The 17,258-nt window shown below is 69.7% G+C and carries 17 protein-coding genes; 13 read left to right on the top strand and 4 right to left on the bottom strand.

Annotation, left to right across the window (positions count from 1 at the left end; all coding sequences use genetic code 11):
* Positions 1–2 precede the first annotated feature (2 nt).
* Both AB0H36_RS08915 and AB0H36_RS08910 read left to right on the top strand, forming a co-directional pair.
* Positions 3–749: a sugar phosphate isomerase/epimerase gene (locus AB0H36_RS08915; RefSeq protein WP_360518948.1), complete on the top strand. Its 747-nt coding sequence runs from the start codon at positions 3–5 to the stop codon at positions 747–749.
* Between the two features lie 71 nt (positions 750–820).
* Entirely contained in the window at positions 821–2,257 is a 1,437-nt protein-coding gene (locus tag AB0H36_RS08910) for a diguanylate cyclase (RefSeq protein ID WP_360518945.1), read from the top strand.
* A gap of 24 nt (positions 2,258–2,281) precedes the next feature.
* On the opposite strand, the gene AB0H36_RS08905 is transcribed toward AB0H36_RS08910, so the two are convergent.
* Entirely contained in the window at positions 2,282–3,157 is an 876-nt protein-coding gene (locus AB0H36_RS08905) for an aldo/keto reductase (protein ID WP_360518942.1), read from the bottom strand.
* A 166-nt stretch (positions 3,158–3,323) separates the two neighbouring features.
* Between AB0H36_RS08905 and AB0H36_RS08900 the strand changes: the two genes are divergently transcribed.
* Together AB0H36_RS08900 and AB0H36_RS08895 are read left to right on the top strand one after the other, a co-directional pair.
* The gene (locus AB0H36_RS08900; RefSeq protein ID WP_360518939.1) at positions 3,324–4,856 is read left to right on the top strand and encodes an alkaline phosphatase D family protein; all 1,533 of its coding nucleotides are present in this window, start codon (positions 3,324–3,326) and stop codon (positions 4,854–4,856) included.
* Positions 4,856–5,677 (top strand): polysaccharide lyase family protein, encoded by an 822-nt coding sequence (locus tag AB0H36_RS08895; RefSeq protein ID WP_360518936.1) that lies wholly within the window; start codon positions 4,856–4,858, stop codon positions 5,675–5,677. Before AB0H36_RS08900 ends, AB0H36_RS08895 begins: the two co-directional genes overlap by 1 nt.
* Positions 5,678–5,720: 43 nt before the next feature.
* Here AB0H36_RS08895 and AB0H36_RS08890 read toward each other — a convergent pair whose 3' ends face one another.
* Positions 5,721–7,301 (bottom strand): alkaline phosphatase D family protein, encoded by a 1,581-nt coding sequence (locus tag AB0H36_RS08890; protein WP_360518933.1) that lies wholly within the window; start codon positions 7,299–7,301, stop codon positions 5,721–5,723.
* Between the two features lie 134 nt (positions 7,302–7,435).
* Here AB0H36_RS08890 and AB0H36_RS08885 point away from each other — a divergent pair, with 134 nt between their 5' ends.
* The 6 genes from AB0H36_RS08885 to AB0H36_RS08860 all read left to right on the top strand — a co-directional run bounded on the left by AB0H36_RS08885 (position 7,436) and on the right by AB0H36_RS08860 (position 12,857).
* Positions 7,436–7,918, top strand: coding sequence for a GNAT family N-acetyltransferase (locus AB0H36_RS08885; RefSeq protein WP_360518930.1), 483 nt, complete (start codon positions 7,436–7,438; stop codon positions 7,916–7,918).
* A 98-nt stretch (positions 7,919–8,016) separates the two neighbouring features.
* On the top strand, positions 8,017–9,666 hold the full coding sequence (locus tag AB0H36_RS08880; RefSeq protein ID WP_360518927.1) for a hypothetical protein: 1,650 nt from the start codon (positions 8,017–8,019) through the stop codon (positions 9,664–9,666).
* Between the two features lie 10 nt (positions 9,667–9,676).
* Positions 9,677–10,636: a hypothetical protein gene (locus AB0H36_RS08875; protein ID WP_360518924.1), complete on the top strand. Its 960-nt coding sequence runs from the start codon at positions 9,677–9,679 to the stop codon at positions 10,634–10,636.
* Between the two features lie 55 nt (positions 10,637–10,691).
* Positions 10,692–11,036, top strand: coding sequence for a tetratricopeptide repeat protein (locus AB0H36_RS08870; protein WP_360518921.1), 345 nt, complete (start codon positions 10,692–10,694; stop codon positions 11,034–11,036).
* A 109-nt stretch (positions 11,037–11,145) separates the two neighbouring features.
* Entirely contained in the window at positions 11,146–12,258 is a 1,113-nt protein-coding gene (locus AB0H36_RS08865) for an LLM class flavin-dependent oxidoreductase (RefSeq protein ID WP_360518918.1), read from the top strand.
* Positions 12,255–12,857, top strand: a complete 603-nt coding sequence (locus AB0H36_RS08860) for an FMN reductase (protein WP_360518915.1) — start codon at positions 12,255–12,257, stop codon at positions 12,855–12,857. Before AB0H36_RS08865 ends, AB0H36_RS08860 begins: the two co-directional genes overlap by 4 nt.
* On the opposite strand, the gene AB0H36_RS08855 is transcribed toward AB0H36_RS08860, so the two are convergent.
* Entirely contained in the window at positions 12,847–13,614 is a 768-nt protein-coding gene (locus tag AB0H36_RS08855) for a TetR/AcrR family transcriptional regulator (protein WP_360518912.1), read from the bottom strand. The two genes, AB0H36_RS08860 and AB0H36_RS08855, sit on opposite strands and share 11 nt — an antisense overlap.
* Before the next feature lie 94 nt (positions 13,615–13,708).
* On the opposite strand from AB0H36_RS08855, the gene AB0H36_RS08850 reads away from it, so the two are divergent.
* From AB0H36_RS08850 to AB0H36_RS08840, 3 genes are all read left to right on the top strand, one after another.
* Complete coding sequence (locus tag AB0H36_RS08850) at positions 13,709–14,662, top strand: ATP-binding cassette domain-containing protein (protein ID WP_360518909.1); 954 nt, start codon at positions 13,709–13,711, stop codon at positions 14,660–14,662.
* 76 nt (positions 14,663–14,738) lie between these two features.
* The gene (locus AB0H36_RS08845; protein ID WP_360518906.1) at positions 14,739–15,533 is read left to right on the top strand and encodes an ABC transporter permease; all 795 of its coding nucleotides are present in this window, start codon (positions 14,739–14,741) and stop codon (positions 15,531–15,533) included.
* 28 nt (positions 15,534–15,561) lie between these two features.
* Positions 15,562–16,440 carry an FkbM family methyltransferase gene (locus AB0H36_RS08840; protein WP_360518903.1) on the top strand — a complete coding sequence of 293 codons (879 nt, stop codon included), beginning with the start codon at positions 15,562–15,564 and terminating at the stop codon, positions 16,438–16,440.
* On the opposite strand, the gene AB0H36_RS08835 is transcribed toward AB0H36_RS08840, so the two are convergent.
* Positions 16,437–17,204, bottom strand: a complete 768-nt coding sequence (locus tag AB0H36_RS08835; protein ID WP_360518900.1) for a glucose 1-dehydrogenase — start codon at positions 17,202–17,204, stop codon at positions 16,437–16,439. The two genes, AB0H36_RS08840 and AB0H36_RS08835, sit on opposite strands and share 4 nt — an antisense overlap.
* Positions 17,205–17,258 lie beyond the last annotated feature (54 nt).

Genomic DNA, 17,258 nt, shown 5'->3' with positions numbered 1-17,258 from the left:
GTATGACTATCCCCGCCGACGGCATCGGGATGCACCTGTACACAATGCGGGATGTGCTGGCCGAGGACTATCCGGGAACACTGAAGCGGCTGGCCGCCATCGGGTACCGCACGGTTGGCGTGAGCGGCCGGTTCGGTCACTCCGCGGACAAGATCCGGTCCTTCGCGGACGAGGCCGGGCTGGCGATCGTGTTGGAGCACGTGAAGTACGACCGGATGGCCGACGACTGGGCCGGCGCGCTGGCCGACGCCACGACGCTGGGTGCGAAGTGGGTCGTCGTACCGTCAATTCCGTCCGAGCAGCACTCGGTGGAGGGGTTCCGTACGGCGGCCGCCGCGTTCACCGAGGCGGGCAAGGCGGCTCGGGACGCCGGCCTGAAGCTGCTCTTCCACAACCACGGCCGGGACTTCGACGAGGTCGACGGGCAGGTGCTGTTCGACATCCTGCTCGAGGTGGACCCGGAGCTGCTCGGCTTCGAGCTGGACCTGTACTGGGTGGTCAACGGCGGCAAGGACCCGATCGACTACTTCCGGAACCACCCGGGCCGATATCCGGCACTGCATGTCAAGGACATGGCCGAGGACGGCTCGTGGGAGGACGTCGGCGCCGGCAAGCTCGACTTCGCCGCGATGTTCGCCTACGCCGGCGACGGCGGGGTCGAGCAGTGGCTGGTCGAGCACGACAAGCCCGCCGACGCCTGGCAGTCCGCCGAGCGGAGCTACCGCGGACTGTCCGATCTCCGGTTCTGAGCCAAACGCTTAACCGGATCAGCGTTGGTTACAACTGCTCACATCGGGTGAGATCGTCCTAAGCTCGTCGCGTGCAGAACGAACCGACTGTTCGGCTGACGGCCGTGCGGCGCCTGTACGAGGTGAGCGCGCGGATGGGGGCGGGGCGCAGCCTGGCCGAAACCCTGCAGGCCGTCGTCGAGGGCGTCGTGACCGGACTCGGGTTCGGGATCGCCGTGCTCAACCTGCGGCAGCCGGACGGGAAGTTCGAGGTGATCGCGGTCGCCGGGTCGCCGGAGGCCCGCGAAGCGCTGCTCGGCACGGTCAGCTCGGCGGACATCTTCGACGCCGAGTTCGCGATCGCCGACGAGTGGGGCCGGCTCCGCTTCGTGCCGCACGAGCGGTTGCCGGAAGGCGAGGTGGTCGGCTGGGTGCCCGACGTACCGGTGTCCGACGACCCGGCCGCGTGGCATCCGCTGGACGCGCTGTTCGCGCCGCTGTACTCGCCGGCCGGCGACCTGGTCGGGATGCTGGCGGTCGACCTGCCGGAGGACCAGCGGCGGCCCGGGCCGATCCACCGGGAGCTGCTGGAGATCTTCGCCACCCAGGCCGGGCTGGCCATCGACAAGGCCCGGCTGACCGATCAACTGCTGGCCGAGAAGGCCCGGCTGGAGGCCAGCGAGACGACGTTCCGGATGGTGTTCGAGGGGGCCGGGAACGGGATGGCGACGGTCGCCCTGGACGGGCCCGAGGAGGGCCGGATCCTGCGCGTGAACGACGCCTTCTGCCGGATCACCGGGTACGCCGCCGACCGGCTCGTCGGCGCCCGGCTGCTGGAGTTCCTGCGCGACGAGGACCCGTCGCTGTCCCGGGAGGAGCTCGAGAAGGTTGCGGCCGGCAATGGCACGTACCGGTTCGAGCGGATCTTCTCGCCGCCGGCCGGCAACGACATCTGGCTCGGCGGCACGGCGGCCATCGTCGGCGCCAAGGGGCAGTCGCGGATCCTGCTGATCCAGATCGACGACGTGACCGCCCGCAAGGACGCCGAGCGCGAGCTCCGCCACCACGCCGCCCACGACCCGCTCACCGGACTGCCGAACCGTCGCCTGCTGCAGCACCGGTTCGCCGCCGCGCTGGAGCGGACCCGCGCCACCGGCCGCCGCGGCGCCCTGCTGTTCTGCGACCTGAACCACTTCAAGCTGGTCAACGACAGCTACGGTCACGAGGCCGGCGATCACGCACTGCGCGAGATCGCGGGCCGGCTGGCCAGCGAGGTCCGCCACGGCGACACCGTGGCCCGTCTCGGCGGCGACGAGTTCGCGGTCCTCGCCGAGGACATCGCCGACGACGACCTGGCCGCCCTGATCGCCCGCCTGGAGACCGCCGTCAGCCGCCCCCTCCCCAACATCACCGTCCAGGTCAGCACCAGCATCGGCACCGCCCCCATCACCCCCGAAACCACCGACCTGGACACCCTCCTCCACACCGCCGACCAGGCCATGTACGAAGCCAAACAACACCGCGCCTGACGTCGCAGCCGGACGGTCCGGTGCTCAGGCCGCGTCGAGGGTGGCGACCTGGTCTGGGGTGAGGTCGAGGTCCAGGGCGGCGTAGGAGTCGAGGATCGTTTCCGGGCGGCTGGAGCCGGGGATCGGGATGACGTACGGCGACTTGGCCAGCATCCACGCGAGCGTGACGCGCTGCGGGCTGACGCCGAGCTCGTTCGCGAGCTGGTGGACGGCGGGGTGCTTGGCGCCGAGCTCACCGGCGTTCGAGATGCCGCCGAGCGGGGACCAGGGCAGGAACGCGATCCCGAGCTGGTCGCAGAACTCGAGCTCGGGCTCGCTGGACCGGAAGGCCGGCGAGAACTGGTTCTGCACAGAGACGAGCCGGCCGCCGAGGATCTCGTTGGCCAGCTGGATCTGCGCCGGGTTCGCGTTCGAGATCCCGGCCATCCGGATCTTGCCCGCGTCGAGCAGGTCGCGGATCGCGCCGACCGACTCCTCGTACGGCGTGTTCGGGTCCGGCCGGTGGAACTGGTACAGCCCGATCGCGTCGACGCCGAGCCGCTTCAGCGACGCGTCGGCCGCCTCCTTCAGGTGCTGCGGCGAGCCGTCGAGCGTCCACCGCCCGTCACCCGGCCGCAGGTGCCCGCCCTTGGTCGCGACCAGGACGCCGGAGGTGTCACCGCCGTACGACGCCAGCGCCTTGGCGATCAGGGACTCGTTGTGTCCGACGTCGGTCGCGGTCAGGTGGTACGCGTCCGCGGTGTCGATCAGGGTGATGCCGGCGTCGAGCGCGGCGTGGATGGTCGCGATCGACCGGGCCTCGTCGGGCCGGCCCTCGATCGACATCGGCATCGCGCCGAGCCCGATCCCGCTGACCTCCACGTCGCCGATCCGACGCGTCTTCTTCGTCTGAGCTGCCATGCCGTCAAGCCTCCCGCGCCACCACTCAGACTTCCAACAGGAATCTTCGCAAACACCCAGCACTCCGGTTGCTGAATCTTTGGCGACTTCCCGTCAACGGCTGACATTCCGGACGAGACTTACGTAAGAATGTGACGCAAGTCCTCCCCTGATTGGAGCTCCGTCCGTGCCTCCACCGCCCACACGTCGTACCTTCCTTCAGCTCACTGGGCTCAGCGCTGCGAGTGTCGCGCTGGGGGTGTCCGCGCCGGCGAGTGCGGACGCCACTCCTGGGCGTCCGATTCCGTCGGGTGCGTTCGCACTCGGGGTCGCCTCCGGTGATCCGCGGCCTGACGGTTTCGTGCTCTGGACCCGGCTTGCGCCGACGCCGTTGGCCGCTGACGGGCACGGCGGGATGCGCGCCGACCACGTGCCGGTGCAGTACGAGGTGGCCGAGGACAGCTCCTTCAAGCGAGTCGTACGACGAGGACTCGCCATCGCGACGCCTGAGCTGGCACACGCCGTACATCCCGAGGTGCGTGGGCTGCGGCCGGAGCGCGAGTACTTCTACCGCTTCCGCGTCGGCACCCAGCTCAGCCCGGTCGGCCGCACGAAGACGCTGCCGGTGCACGGCTCGCGGTTCAGCTTCGCCACCGCGTCGTGCCAGGCGTGGTACCACGGCCACTTCCCGGCATACCGGGACATCGCCCGCCGGGCGCCGGACGCGGTGTTCTTCCTCGGCGACTACATCTACGAGTACGGCATCGTCGCGGGCGGCAACCTCTGGCGCGAGGGCGTGACGGTCGGCCCCGAACACGGGGTGGAGATCGAGACCCTCGAGCAGTACCGGCTGCGGTACAGCCTGTTCAAGACCGACCCCGAGTTGCAGGCCGCGCACGCCGCCGCGCCGTGGCTGAACGTCTGGGACGACCACGAGGTGCAGAACAACTACGGCGCAGCGAACTCGATCTACGGGATCCCACCGGAGCTGTTCATCCATCGCCGCGCGGTCGCCTACCGCGCCTTCTACGAGAACCTGCCGATCGGGCTCGGCAGCCTGCCCGAGGGCCCGGACACCCAGGTCTACCGGCGGTACGACGTCGGGACGCTCGCCCGGCTCAACCTCCTGGACAACCGCCAGTACCGCGACCCGGTGCCGGTGGACGAGGCGGACCGGCAGTCCGAGCAGCGCACCATCCTGGGTGCCAAGCAGGAGAAGTGGCTGTACGACGGCCTGCGGCGGTCCCGCGCGACCTGGAACGTCCTGGCCGGCGGCGTCGTCCTCACCGCGATCACCGACGACCGGATCGAGCAGTGGGACGGCTACCCGGCGAACCGGCGCCGACTCCTCGCGGAGCTGCAACGGGCCGGGAACGCGGTCATGCTCACCGGCGACATCCACCGGCACGTGGCGTCCGAGCTGAAGGCGGACTTCGCGGACCCGGCCTCGCCGACGATTGGCGTCGAACTGGTGTGCTCGTCGATCGGGTCCGACGGGGACGGCGCGGACACCGACCAGTACGCGAAGGACTGGCTCCAGCACCCGTACGTGAAGTTCTACAACGCCCGGCGCGGCTACGTGCACACGACGCTGACCCGCTCCGAACTGACCGCGGAGTTCGTCAACTTCCCGTACATCGAGGCCGACGCGAACGCCGAACCGCGGGTTGCCGCGGCGTTCCGCTCACCCGCCGGCGCGCCCCGTCTGGAGGCCCTGTGATGAACCGTCCGCCCGCCATCACCGACCTGACCGGCAGCGGCCAGCTCGGCACCATCACCCTCGACTGGAAACCGGTGTCGTGGGCCACGGTCGTCGACCACTACGCGGTGTACGTGCTGACCAACGGCGCCTGGGAGCTGGCCGGGAAGACCGTCTACCCGCACTTCGTCCACCGCGGACTGGGCTTCACCGGCGTGACCCGGACGTACCGCGTCGTGACGGTCGATGCGGCGGGCAACAAGTCGAAGCCGTCGGCGACGGCCTCCGCGACCAACCTGACGTCCGTCACGATCTCGGGTGTCCCCGTGGCGACTGTGGGCGCTTTCGACGGCAAGGGTTCCGAGCTCGCGCTGTCGCCGAACGGCTACGCGAGCTACCCGACGCGGTTCCCGTCGGACGTCGACTACACGGCCGGTACGTCGACCCCGTCGGCCGACTGGTCGTACCTGCTGCCAGGTCCGGCCGACAAGTGGGCCGGGTCGAAGAACCACAAGGCGACGCTGCGGTTCGACCTGACCGCCGTACCGGAGCAGGATCTCGACCTGGCGTTGTGGCTGATCGACAGCCATGCCAGCCTGGCCGGCACCGCCGTACTGACCGTCAATGGGACCCAGGTCGGGCGGCTGACGTTCGCCAACGGCGCGACCAAGGGGTCGACGATTGCCGACAGCACCTATCCGGGTTCGCCGCTGAAGCCGTCGTACCTCGAGCAGCCGTTGCCGCGGGCCCTCTTCAGGACCGGGCAGAACGTGCTCGAGTTGTTCAAGGACAACGGTTCCTGGATCGCGTACGACGCCCTCGGCCTCTTCGCGCGGAAGTGAAAGGGGAGGACCCCGGCGCGCCGGTGCCGGGGTCCTCGCCGTTTCAGGATGCGTGCACGTGCGGGTTGCGGTCCTCGACGACGTACGATGCCCGCGTGCTGATCGGCGCGTCGGGCTTCGTGACGTACGGCAGGACGCGGTAGTCGGAGCGCCACTCCTTCTGGTTCACGGTGACGCGGACGTAGCCGCGCTGCGAGTTGAAGAACTTGAGGTGCGGGTTGGCTTCCAGGAACTGCAGCCCCTGCGGGGTCATGTCGGCGCCGTCGCCACCGCTGGTGATCGACGTGCCGACGAACTCGGTGCCGACGGCCGCCGAGTCCGGGTTCGCGTAGTCCCGCTTGAGCTCGAGCGCGTAGTTCTGGTGCCGGTCGCCGGTGATGACCACCAGGTTGCGGACCCCGCTGTCCTGCGCGGCGCCGAGCACCTGGTTGCGCTCGGCAACGTAGCCGTCCCACGGGTCCAGCCAGACCCGGGTCTCCGGGCCGGGGGTCCAGTCGGTCTGGCCCATCGGCGCCTGGTTGCCGAGGATCTGCCACCGGGCGTTCGACTGCTTGAACCCGTCCAGCAGCCAGGCCCGCTGCTTGCCGCCGAGCATCGTGTTGTCCGGGTTGAACCGGTCGTCACAGGTCGACGAGTCACCGTCGCCGCACGGCTGGTCGGAGCGGTACTGGCGGGTGTCCAGCATGGTGATGTCGGCCAGCCGCCCGTACGGGAGCCGCCGGTGCAGCCGGACCGACGGGCCGGACGGCATCTGGTCGTGCCGCAGCGGCATGTTCTCGTACATCGCCTGGAACGCGGCCGCGCGGCGGGCCCGGAACACCACCGGGTCCTGGTCCGGCTCGGTGTCCGCTTGGGACAGGTCGCCGGCCCAGTTGTTCTCCACCTCGTGGTCGTCGATGGTCTGGACCCACGGGAACTGCGCGTGCGCGGCCTGCAGCGGCGCCTCAGTCTTGTAGAGCGCGTACTGCAGCCGGTAGCGGGCCAGGTCGAACGTCTCGCCGTGGAACCGCGGGTCGGTCTCGACCCCACGCCGGTTCGTCCTCACGCCGGACTCGTACAGGTAGTCACCGAGGTGGACGACCAGGTCGAGGTCCTCGTCGGCCATGTGCTGGTAGGCGGTGTAGAAGCCGTCCTGCCAGGCGTTGCAGGACGCGAACGCGAACCGGAGCTCACGCGGCGACGCGAACGGGTGCGGCGTGGTCCGGGTCCGGCCGGTCGGCGAGACCTCGGAGCCGGTGCGGAAGCGGTAGTAGTACACGTGGTCCGGCTGGAGGCCGCGGACCTCGGGGTGCACCGAGTGGCCGAGCTCCGGGGTGGCGACGACGCTGGACCGGCGGACGACCTGCCGGAAGTTCGGGTCGCGGGCGATCTCGTACTCGACCCGGACCGGCTTGGCGGGCATGCCGCCCTTGCCGTCCACGGCGTACGGGTCGGTGGCGAGGCGGGTCCACAGCACGACACCGTCGTACTGCGGGTCTCCGGAGCCCACGCCGAGGGTGAACGGGTTGCCGCTGCCGGCCGGGGCGGCGTACGTGGTCGAGGCGTCCCAGGCTCCGGTGCCGAGCAGCACGGCGGCAGAGCCCGCACCACTCAGGCCGAGGAAGCGGCGGCGGGAAACGGACATAGAGGATCCTCCTGTGTCGGGCGGAGAAGGCGGGTTGTCAGCCTTCCGGCGCCGGGTGACTGGGATTTGTCGCGGAGGTGCTCGGTAAGTTAACAGAAATGCTCGGTAGCCGAGTCGGCGTGCAGGATGGTCCAATGCAGACCGACGAACGAGTACGACGCGCGCGGCCGGACGACGTCCCGGCAATCGTGGAACTGGTCTACGGCCTGGCCGAGTACGAGCGAGCCCCCGATGAGTGCCGGCTGACCGCCGAGCAGCTGCAGACCGCGCTGTTCGGCCCGGAGCCGAAGGTGTTCTGCCACGTCGCCGAGCACGAGGGCGCCGTGGCCGGCTGCGCCATCTGGTTCCTCAGCTTCTCCACCTGGCGCGGCGTCCACGGCATCTACCTCGAAGACCTCTTCGTCCGCCCCGAAACCCGCGGCACCGGCCTCGGCAAGGCCCTCTTGGTCGCCCTCGCCCAGGAATGCGTCCGCAACGACTACGAACGCCTCGAGTGGTCCGTCCTCGACTGGAACACCCCCGCCATCGACTTCTACAAGTCCCTCGGCGCCCACCCCCAGGACGAATGGACCACCTACCGCCTCACCGACGCCGCCCTGACCCATCTCAGCTCCTGAGCGTTGCAACTTCCTGCAATCGGAGCGAAATGGGGAGCGGGATCGCGTCTCTCCGGGCAAGATAGGGCGGCTGTCGGTTCGAGCACCGGGGTGGGGACATGGGTGGGGAGTTGCGGGTCACGGAGGTGGACGGGGTTCCCGTCTACTGGGTGCCTGGTGAGAAGCAGATGCGGGCCGGTTTGTGGTTCCGGATGGGGATGGCGGACGAGACGCTGCCGACCCACGGCTGGCTGCATCTGCTCGAGCACCTCGCCCTGCACGGGCGGGACACGATCCGTACGCCGGTGAACGGGCACGTCGGCATGCTGCACACCAGCTTCGACGTGGAAGGTGAGCCCGAGGACATCGCCGCGTTCCTCGAGCAGACCTGCCGGTGGCTGAGCGATCCGGACTTCACCGACCTGGAGCACGAGCAGCGGGTGCTTCGGGCCGAGGGCGCCACGCGTGGTGGCGGTGCTGTGGGGACGCACTTGCTGTGGCGCTATGGAGCGCAAGGACCCGGCCTGGCCGCGTACGACGAGTTCGGGCTGTACACCGCCGACGCGGATCGCCTGCGCGCGCTCGCGGCGGACATCTACACCCGCGGCAACGCCGTACTGGCCCTGACCGGTCCGCCCCCGGCGGGTCTGCGGTTGCCGCTCAACGACGGCACACACTGGCCGGTCAGCCGTGCAACACCCTGCGATCAGCCGATGCCTGGTGGTTTCCCCGGTCCTGAGGGCTCGGTCGCGTTGTCGGGTGTCGTGCCGCGTTCGACCGCGGCTGCCACCTTGACGCGGGCCCTGCGACGCGGGCTGGAGGGCGGCTTCCGGCACGGCGCCGGAGTGGGCTACAGCGGTTGGTCGTCGTACGAGCTCGTGGACGGCGACCACGCGATGGTCAGTGCGGGCATGGACATCCTGCCCGAGGCACTGGCGAACGTCGTCTCCGAGACCACGATCGTGCTGCGCCGGCTGCGGGATCACGGTCCAGACCCGACCGAGCTGCGCGACGACCTGGATCAGGAGCTCCGGCGGATCAAGGCCGAGCCGGCCGAGAACTGGTTGCCGTACCTGGCCGCGCGCGACGTGCTGCTCGGACGCCCGCCGACGGACCGCGACCAGCTGGCCGCCGAGGTCGACGCCGTGACGGTCGACGACGTCCGGCAGGCCGCCCGCGCGATGTGGAGCAGCCTGCTGGTCTCGGTGGACCCCGCCGGCGGCCGCGATCCCCAGCTGACCTGGCACGGTGGCCCGCCGTGGGCCAGGGCGCCGCTGGGGCAGGAGTTCAAGCACATCGGTAGCCCGGTGGCCAAGGCCATGCTGACGGTGGGCCGCAGTGGCGCCCATGTCGACACCACCACGAACAGGATCTCGGCGTCGTACGACGAACTGGCCGCCGTCGTCGCCTACCCCGACGGCGGGCGGATGCTGATCCGGCGGGACGGCTACCAGCTTCCGATCGAGCCTGCGCTGTGGAAGGACGGGCAGCAGGCGGTCGCGACGGTCGACGCCGCGGTCCCGGCTGCGCTGCGGGTGCCGATGCCGGCCCGCGAGCCCGACGCGATCCCGCAGAGCTCGGTGACCCGGCGGGACAAGGCGGCGTACTGGCTGAAGCGGCCGGAGCTCTGGGTCCTCACGGTCCTCGTCGCAGTGATCGTGGTGGCGCTGGCGACCGGGCTCTCGTTCGACGACGTCGTCGAACCCGCTGTGGTCCCGATCCTGCTGGTCGGCGCCGTCGTGGCCTACCGCGAACACCGCAAGAGATGAGGCGACGCCGATGAAGTGGCGACGGAAGACACCTCCCCCGCCCACCATGGTTCTCGATCCGTGCCTCGGCGATCCCACCGCCCGCCGGCTGTACGACGCCCTCGAGAACCGCGAGTGGCCCGCCGCCCGCGCCGTACTGGCCGCCACCGAGCACCCCGACGACCGCGCGTTCTACCTGGACGTCTGCGGCGCAGTGCCCGGCGTCCAGGGGTGGATCGGGTTCCACACGTCCGATGACAACCTCGCGCAGCTGGTCCGCGGTGCGCACGCCGTGCACTGGGCCTGGGACGCCCGCGGCGGCTACCGCGCGCAGTACACCTCCCGCGATCGCTTCGAGCTCTTCTTCGAGCGCCTCCGCCTCGCCGAGTCGTACCTGTACGACGTGATCAGCCGCGACCCGGACGAGGTGTCCGCGTGGGCGTTCCTGATCCGGACCGCGCGCGGACTGCAGTTGCCGTTGGACGACGGCGAGTTCCGGTACCGGGAAGCGACGAAACGGCACCCGAGCCACTGGAAGGCGAACCACGAGTGGATGCAGACCCTCTGCAAGAAGTGGTTCGGCAGTGACGAGTGGATGCACCAGTTCGCCCGCGACACCGCGACCCGCAGCCCGGACGGCAGCATGGTGCACGCCCTGGTCGCGCTCGCGCACCTCGAGAGCACCCCCGAGCTGGACGCGAACCAGACGACCGGCTACATGACCCAGCCGAACGTCCGGGCCGACCTGCGGACCGCCGCCGAGCACTCGATCTGGCACCCGGCCGCCGACCTCCGCCCCGGATCCGCCGCTGCGCTGAACATCTTCGCCCTGGCCTTCAGCCTGAGCGAGGATCCCTCGGCCGCGGGAGCAGTCTTCCGGCAGCTCGGCGAGCGCCCGACCGAGCAGCCCTGGGGCTATCTCGGCGGCGACCCCGCCCAAAGATTCCTCGAAGCCCGATCCCGGGCGGCGGCCGCGGTGCGGCCGGAATAGGTTTGCGCCGGTCGGCGTTCCTGTCTTGTCCCCCACCAGACAGGAGGTTCTCGCGATGGAAGATCTGCGTGCGTTGAGCTATGGGCTCGGGCAGCAATACTTCGACGAGCGGGACTACCGTGGCGCGATCCGGGCGCTGCGGCCGGTGGTGGAGGAGACTCCGGACGATGTCGGCACGCGGCTGCTGCTCGCCCGCGCCTACTACCACGCGGCCTTGCTGAAGCCGGCCGAGGAGCACCTGCTGGAGGTCATCGAGCGGGAGCCGACCGAGTACTACGCGCACCTGATGCTGGCGCGGACGCTCGAGCGGCAGTCGCGGGCCGACGAGGCCGGCAAGCACCGCCGGATCGCGGCGGCGCTCACCGGTGACGACGAACTGCTCAAGCCCCACCGCGTCTGAGCTGACGCTGCGCGGCGTGCCGGTCGCGGGGAATGCCCCGACCATGGAATGGCGTTGTGCAGGTCAGAGGTAGTTTAATAGTGAACTACTACAGTCTGGAGGAGGACAGATGCAGTTCGGTGTGTTCAGCGTCGGCGACGTGACCGAGGACCCGACCACCGGTCAGACGGTGAGCGAGGCCGAGCGGATCAAGGCCATGGTCGCGATCGCGCTGAAGGCCGAGGAGGTGGGCCTGGACGTGTTCGCGCAGGGCGAGCACCACAACCCGCCGTTCGTGCCGTCCTCCCCCACCACGCAACTCGGGTTCATCGCGGCGAAGACGTCGAGGATCGTGCTGTCCACCGCGACCACCCTGATCACCACCAACGACCCGGTGAAGATCGCCGAGGACTACGCGATGCTGCAGCACCTGGCCGACGGCCGGGTCGACCTGATGATGGGTCGCGGCAACACCGGCCCGGTGTACCCGTGGTTCGGCCAGGACATCCGCAACGGCATCGGGCTCGCAGTGGAGAACTACGCGCTGCTGCGCCGGCTGTGGCGTGAGGACGTGGTCGACTGGGAGGGCAAGTTCCGGACGCCGCTGCAGGGCTTCACCGCGACGCCGCGGCCGCTGGACGGCGTACCTCCGTTCGTGTGGCACGGGTCGATCCGCTCGCCCGAGATCGCCGAGCAGGCGGCCTACTACGGTGACGGGTTCTTCCACAACAACATCTTCTGGCCGGTCACCCACACCAAGCGGATGATCGAGCTCTACCGCAGCCGCTTCGAGCACTACGGGCACGGCGCCGCGGACCAGGCGATCGTCGGCCTCGGCGGCCAGGTCTTCATGCGGAAGAACTCGCAGGACGCGGTCCGGGAGTTCCGGCCGTACTTCGACAACGCGCCGGTCTACGGGCACGGCCCGTCGCTGGAGGACTTCAGCCGGGAGACGCCGTTGACGGTCGGCAGCCCGCAGGAAGTGATCGAGCGGACGCTGACCTTCCGGGAGCACTTCGGTGACTACCAGCGGCAGCTGTTCCTGATCGACCACGCCGGACTGCCGTTGAAGACCGTGCTCGAGCAGCTGGACATCCTCGGCGAGGAGGTCGTGCCGGTGCTGCGCAAGGAGTTCGCCGCGAAGAAGCCGGCGCACGTGCCGGACGCGCCGACGCACCCCTCCCTGAAGGCCGCGGCCGAGCGGGCGCGGGACCTGGAGACGATCGAGGAGCCGACGGTATGACCGAACGTGTGATCGCCGTGGTGACGGCCGGGCTGACGACCCCTTCGTCGTCCCGGCTGCTCGCCGACCAACTGGCCGCCGCGGTGCGCGACGAGCTGTCGGGTCGCGGGATCGAGTCGCGGGTCGAGCTGATCGAGGTGCGGGACCACGCCCACGACCTGACCAACAACCTGCTCACCGGCTTCCCGACGGCCGAGCTCGGCAAAGTGCTCGACACAGTCACCAAGGCCGACGCCCTGATCGCGGTGACGCCGACGTTCAGCGCGTCGTACAGCGGGCTGTTCAAGATGTTCTTCGACGTGCTCGACGACAAGGCGCTGGCCGGCAAGCCCGTGCTGCTCGCCGCGACCGGCGGCACCGAGCGACACTCCCTGGTGCTCGACTTCGCCCTGCGGCCGCTGTTCGCCTACCTGAAGGCGCTCCCGGTCGCGACCGGCGTGTACGCCGCCTCCACCGACTGGGGCAGCGGCGCCACCAAGCTCCGCACCCGCATCGCCCAGGCCGCAACCGAGCTGGTAGCCGTCCTCCACCACGAGACCCCGGCCCAGGCCGACCCGTACGAGAACCCCACCCCGTTCGAGGACCTGCTCAACGGCTAGCGATCAGCAGTTCGATCCCGTCCAGGATCCGGGTCAGCCCGAATTGCAGCGCATGCGCGGGATCGATGACGGACTGGAAGTGCTCGCCGACCGAGGTGCCGACGCGGCCGGCCACCGGGAATCGGTCGGCCGCACCGGCCATGACGTAGGTGAGCGTGGGTGAGATCTCCCGCCACCACTCCTGGTCGGACAGACCGGTCTCGCGCTGGGTGCGGAGTTGCTCCGCACCCGCGCGGGCGGTGCCGTGGACGTGGGTGAGGACGAGCGTCAGCGCGGAGTCCATCTCCACGTCGGTGAGGCCGAGCCCGTCCAGCGGACGGAGCTCGGCTTCGTACTTCAAGGTGATGTTCGGCCCGAGCGCGTTCCGCATCGTCGGGACCTCGTGGATCCACGGATGCTTCACCAGGACGTCCCAGTTGCGCTGAGCGATGAACTCCAGCGCTCCTCGCCAGCCTCCTGACTGCCGGGCCGGCTCGTCGACGTCGGCGTACAGGTCGCCGTACACGCTGTCGAACATCAGGTCGGTCAGTTCACCCTTGCCCGGCACGTGCGTGTAGAGCGACATCGTGCCGACCTTCAGCTGCTCCGCGACGGTCCGCATGGACACCGCGTCGAGCCCTTGCGTGTCCGCTAACTCGATCGCGGTGCCGACGATCGAGCGCACGGTCAGGCCGGACCGGCCGGGCTTGGTGTGACTGCCCCACAGCAGCGCCAGACTGCGCGCCGGATCGGGCGCGGCCGACTTCTTCGGACTCAAGGGAACAAACTCCAACCGCTCGTCGTTGACCGCATCGTACCTGAGTCGTACGGTGTACGGTACACCCTACGATTCATTCGGCGAGAGGTGGGAAGTGACTACGGAACGTGTGATCGAGGCCGTCGGCGTACGGAAGAACTACAAGGGCGGTACCGAGGGGGCGGGGCTGAACGGTTTCGACCTGGAGGTCACGGCCGGCACCGTGACGGGCCTGCTCGGGCCCAACGGCGCCGGCAAGACGACAGCGGTGCGGATCCTGTCCACGCTGCTCGAGATGGACTCCGGCACCGCGACGATCGCGGGGTACGACGTTCGCCGGCAGGGTGCCGAGGTACGGCGCCGGATCGGGCTCGTCGGCCAGTACGCGGCGGTCGACGAGGTGCTGACCGGCCGGCAGAACCTGGTCATGTTCGGCCGGCTGAACCACCTGGGCCACGCGGCCTCGGTCCGGCGGGCGGACGAGTTGCTCGAGCGGTTCAGCCTGACCGAGGCGGCCGGGCAGGCGGTCACGAAGTACTCCGGCGGGATGCGGCGGCGGCTCGACCTGGCGGCCAGCCTGATCGTGGCGCCGTCGGTGCTGTTCGTCGACGAGCCGACCACCGGGCTGGACCCGGCCGGCCGGATCGAGGTGTGGAACGCCGTCCGGCAGCTGGTCGACGGCGGGACGACGGTGCTGCTGACCACGCAGTACCTGGAGGAGGCGGATCAGCTGGCGAACCGGATCTCGATGCTCAAGGCCGGGAAGGTGGTGGCCGAGGGCACCCCGGACGAGTTGAAGACCCAGCTCGGGTCCGACTGGCTGGACCTGGTGCTGGCGGATCCCGCCGACGTGACGCAGGTGATCGAGCTGGCAAAGCCCCTGGCGGACGGCGAGATCCGGGTGACCGACGTCCGGATCAGCGTGCCGGTGAAGGACCGGACGCGGGCGCTGGTGACGATTGCGAATTCCTTGCACGAGGCAAAGATCGAACCGGAGGACATCACGCTGCGCAGACCGACGCTGGACGAAGTGTTCCTGCACCTGACCGGGCCGGAGGTGGCGGCATGAACGAGCGGAGCGAGTTCATCATCAAGCACAGGCGGCTCGTGTCCTCATCCGCGCCCGGAGCGAAGCGAGGACGTGGATGAGTACGCTCGGGTGGACCTTGGCGGACAGCTGGACGATCGCGCGGCGGACGCTGACGCACTGGCGCAACCAGCCGGGCCTGATCGTCTTCAACTGGTTGTTCCCGGTGCTGATGCTGCTGATGTTCGGCAGCCTGCTCGGCGGGGCGATGGACTTCCCCGAGGGCGAGTCGTACTACGAGCTGCTGGTGCCCGGGATCTTCGCGCTGGCGATGCTGTTCGGGCTCGAGGGCACGATGACGGCGGTGACCACGGACAAGGACAAGGGGGTGACGGACCGGTTCCGGTCGCTGCCGATGAACTCGACGGCCGTGGTGCTGGGCCGGTGCATCGCGGACATGCTCGACTCGGTGGTCACGCTGATCGTGCTGGCCGCGGCCGGGCTCGCGCTCGGGTGGCGCTGGCACGAGGGGCTGCCGGCGGCACTTGCGGCCTTCGGGTTGCTGCTCTTGCTGCGGTTCGCGTTGCTGTGGGTCGGGATCTTCATCGGGCTGTCGGTGAAGAACGCGCAGAGCGTGACAGTGGTGCAGGTGCTGGTCTGGCCGATCGGCTTCCTGTCCAGCGCGTTCGTCGCCACGTCGACGATGCCCGACTGGCTCGGCACCATCGCCCAGTGGAACCCGTTGTCCGCAACGGCTACCGCGTCCCGAGCCCTGTTCGGCAACCCGGACCCATCAGCAACGGCAACCTGGATCGGCAACCACGCAGAGATCGCGGCGATCGTCTCTCCTCTCGTCCTGATCGCCGTCTTCCTCCCGCTGTCCGCCCACCGCTACCGCACCCTCTCGCAGTAGGCCGGCCGCGATCGGGTACCAGGCGTAGGTGACGCAACTTCTGTGGCGCTCAGCGCACGTCCTCGCACGTGCGCTGAGCCCACACGCCGCCCGCCGGACCGCCCGCCTCGCCGGCGCCATCGAGGGCCGCACCGACGCCGGAGTACATCGAGTCGCCCTGCGCATCTCGCCCCGCCTGACCGACGCCAACCCGTGGCTCGTCAAGGTCTCTCCCGACTGGGCGACTCCCACAGTCTCGGTACGACGCCAGGGCCTGCAACTCGAGCTGGACCTACGCGACAACCTGCAAGCGGTCCTCTACTACGCGGGCCGCTACGAGCCAACTGTCCGCCGATTCCTGCTGCGCGAACTGCGGCAGGGCGACGTCATGCTCGACGTAGGAGCGAACATCGGCCTGCACGCTCTCACCGCCGCCAAGCGCTTGAAGCGCATAGGTGGCGGCCGCGTGATCGCGTTCGAGCCGGCCACGGACTGCCTGGCCAAGCTCCGCGCCGGGGCGGAGCGCAACAGCCTGCAGGTGGAGATCGTGTCGGCCGCACTCGGGGAGCGCGCGAGCTACGCGGCGCTCAGAGCGGACAGCCGGTACGACGAGGCTGACGCCGGTGTGCGATCCCTCTACGGCGACGGGACCGTGGTACAGGAGGTGCCCGTGGTCACGCTGGACGACTGGTCCCGGGACCACGGACTCGACCGGCTCGACATCGTGAAGATGGACATCGAGGGCGCCGAGCTGGCTGCCCTCTCCGGAGCCACGCAAACCCTGACGCGGCTGCGACCACGGGCCCTGCTGGTGGAGGACAAGAGGCCGGAGACGCGTACGCGACTGCACGCCGTACTCGCTCGGCTCGGGTATCGGCCCACCGGGGAGGTGCTGGACCACAACGCCCTGTTCCGGCCGGTTGCCTAGGGCATCAACTGGCCGCCGTTGACCTCGATGATCTGGCCGGTGACGTAGGAGCTCATCGCGTCCGAGGCGAGGAACAGGATGGTGCCGACGCACTCGTGCGGGGTGCCGGTGCGGCCCATCGGGATGGTGGCGATCATGCCGTTCATCTGCTCCTCGCCCGTGTGCCGGTCGTGGAACGGCGTCTTGATCACGCCGGGTGAGATGGCGTTGACCCGGATCCCCTCGGGGGCGAGTTCCTTGGCCAGGCCGCGGGTGAACGTGCTGACCGCGCCCTTGCTGGTCGCGTACACGACCGAGCCACCGCCACCGCCGTGCCGGCCGGCGATCGAGGTGACGTTGATGATGGTGCCGCCACCCTGGGTCCGGAACACCGGCACGATCCGGCGGGAGAGCGCGAACACCGAGGTCAGGTTCACGTCCAGGATCCGGTGGAACTCCTCGTCCGGCACCTCGCTGACCGGTGCGCGGTTGATCAGGTCACCGGCGTTGTTCACCAGCACGTCGATCCGGCCGTGCTCGGCGAGCACATCGTCGATCAGCTTGCCCGCCGACACCGGGTCGGCCAGGTCCGCCTGGTGGACGGTCGCCGTACCGCCGGCGGTCTGGACTGCGCCCAGCGTGTGCTTCGCGCCCTCGGAGTTGCGGTGGTAGTGCAGCGCGACCGTCGCCCCGGTCTCGGCGAACCCGACCGCCGCCGCGGCCCCGATCCCGCTGCTCGCGCCGGTCACCACGACGACCTGATCCCTGAAATCCAGATATGCCATGCGGCCTATCCTGCCCCGGCCGGGTCGGGGCCGCGCGCGGAAGGGTGTACGCGC

The sequence above is a fragment of the Kribbella sp. NPDC050820 genome, from assembly GCF_040653975.1.
Lineage (GTDB): Bacteria > Actinomycetota > Actinomycetes > Propionibacteriales > Kribbellaceae > Kribbella.
This window is presented reverse-complemented; position numbering and strand designations above follow the sequence as displayed.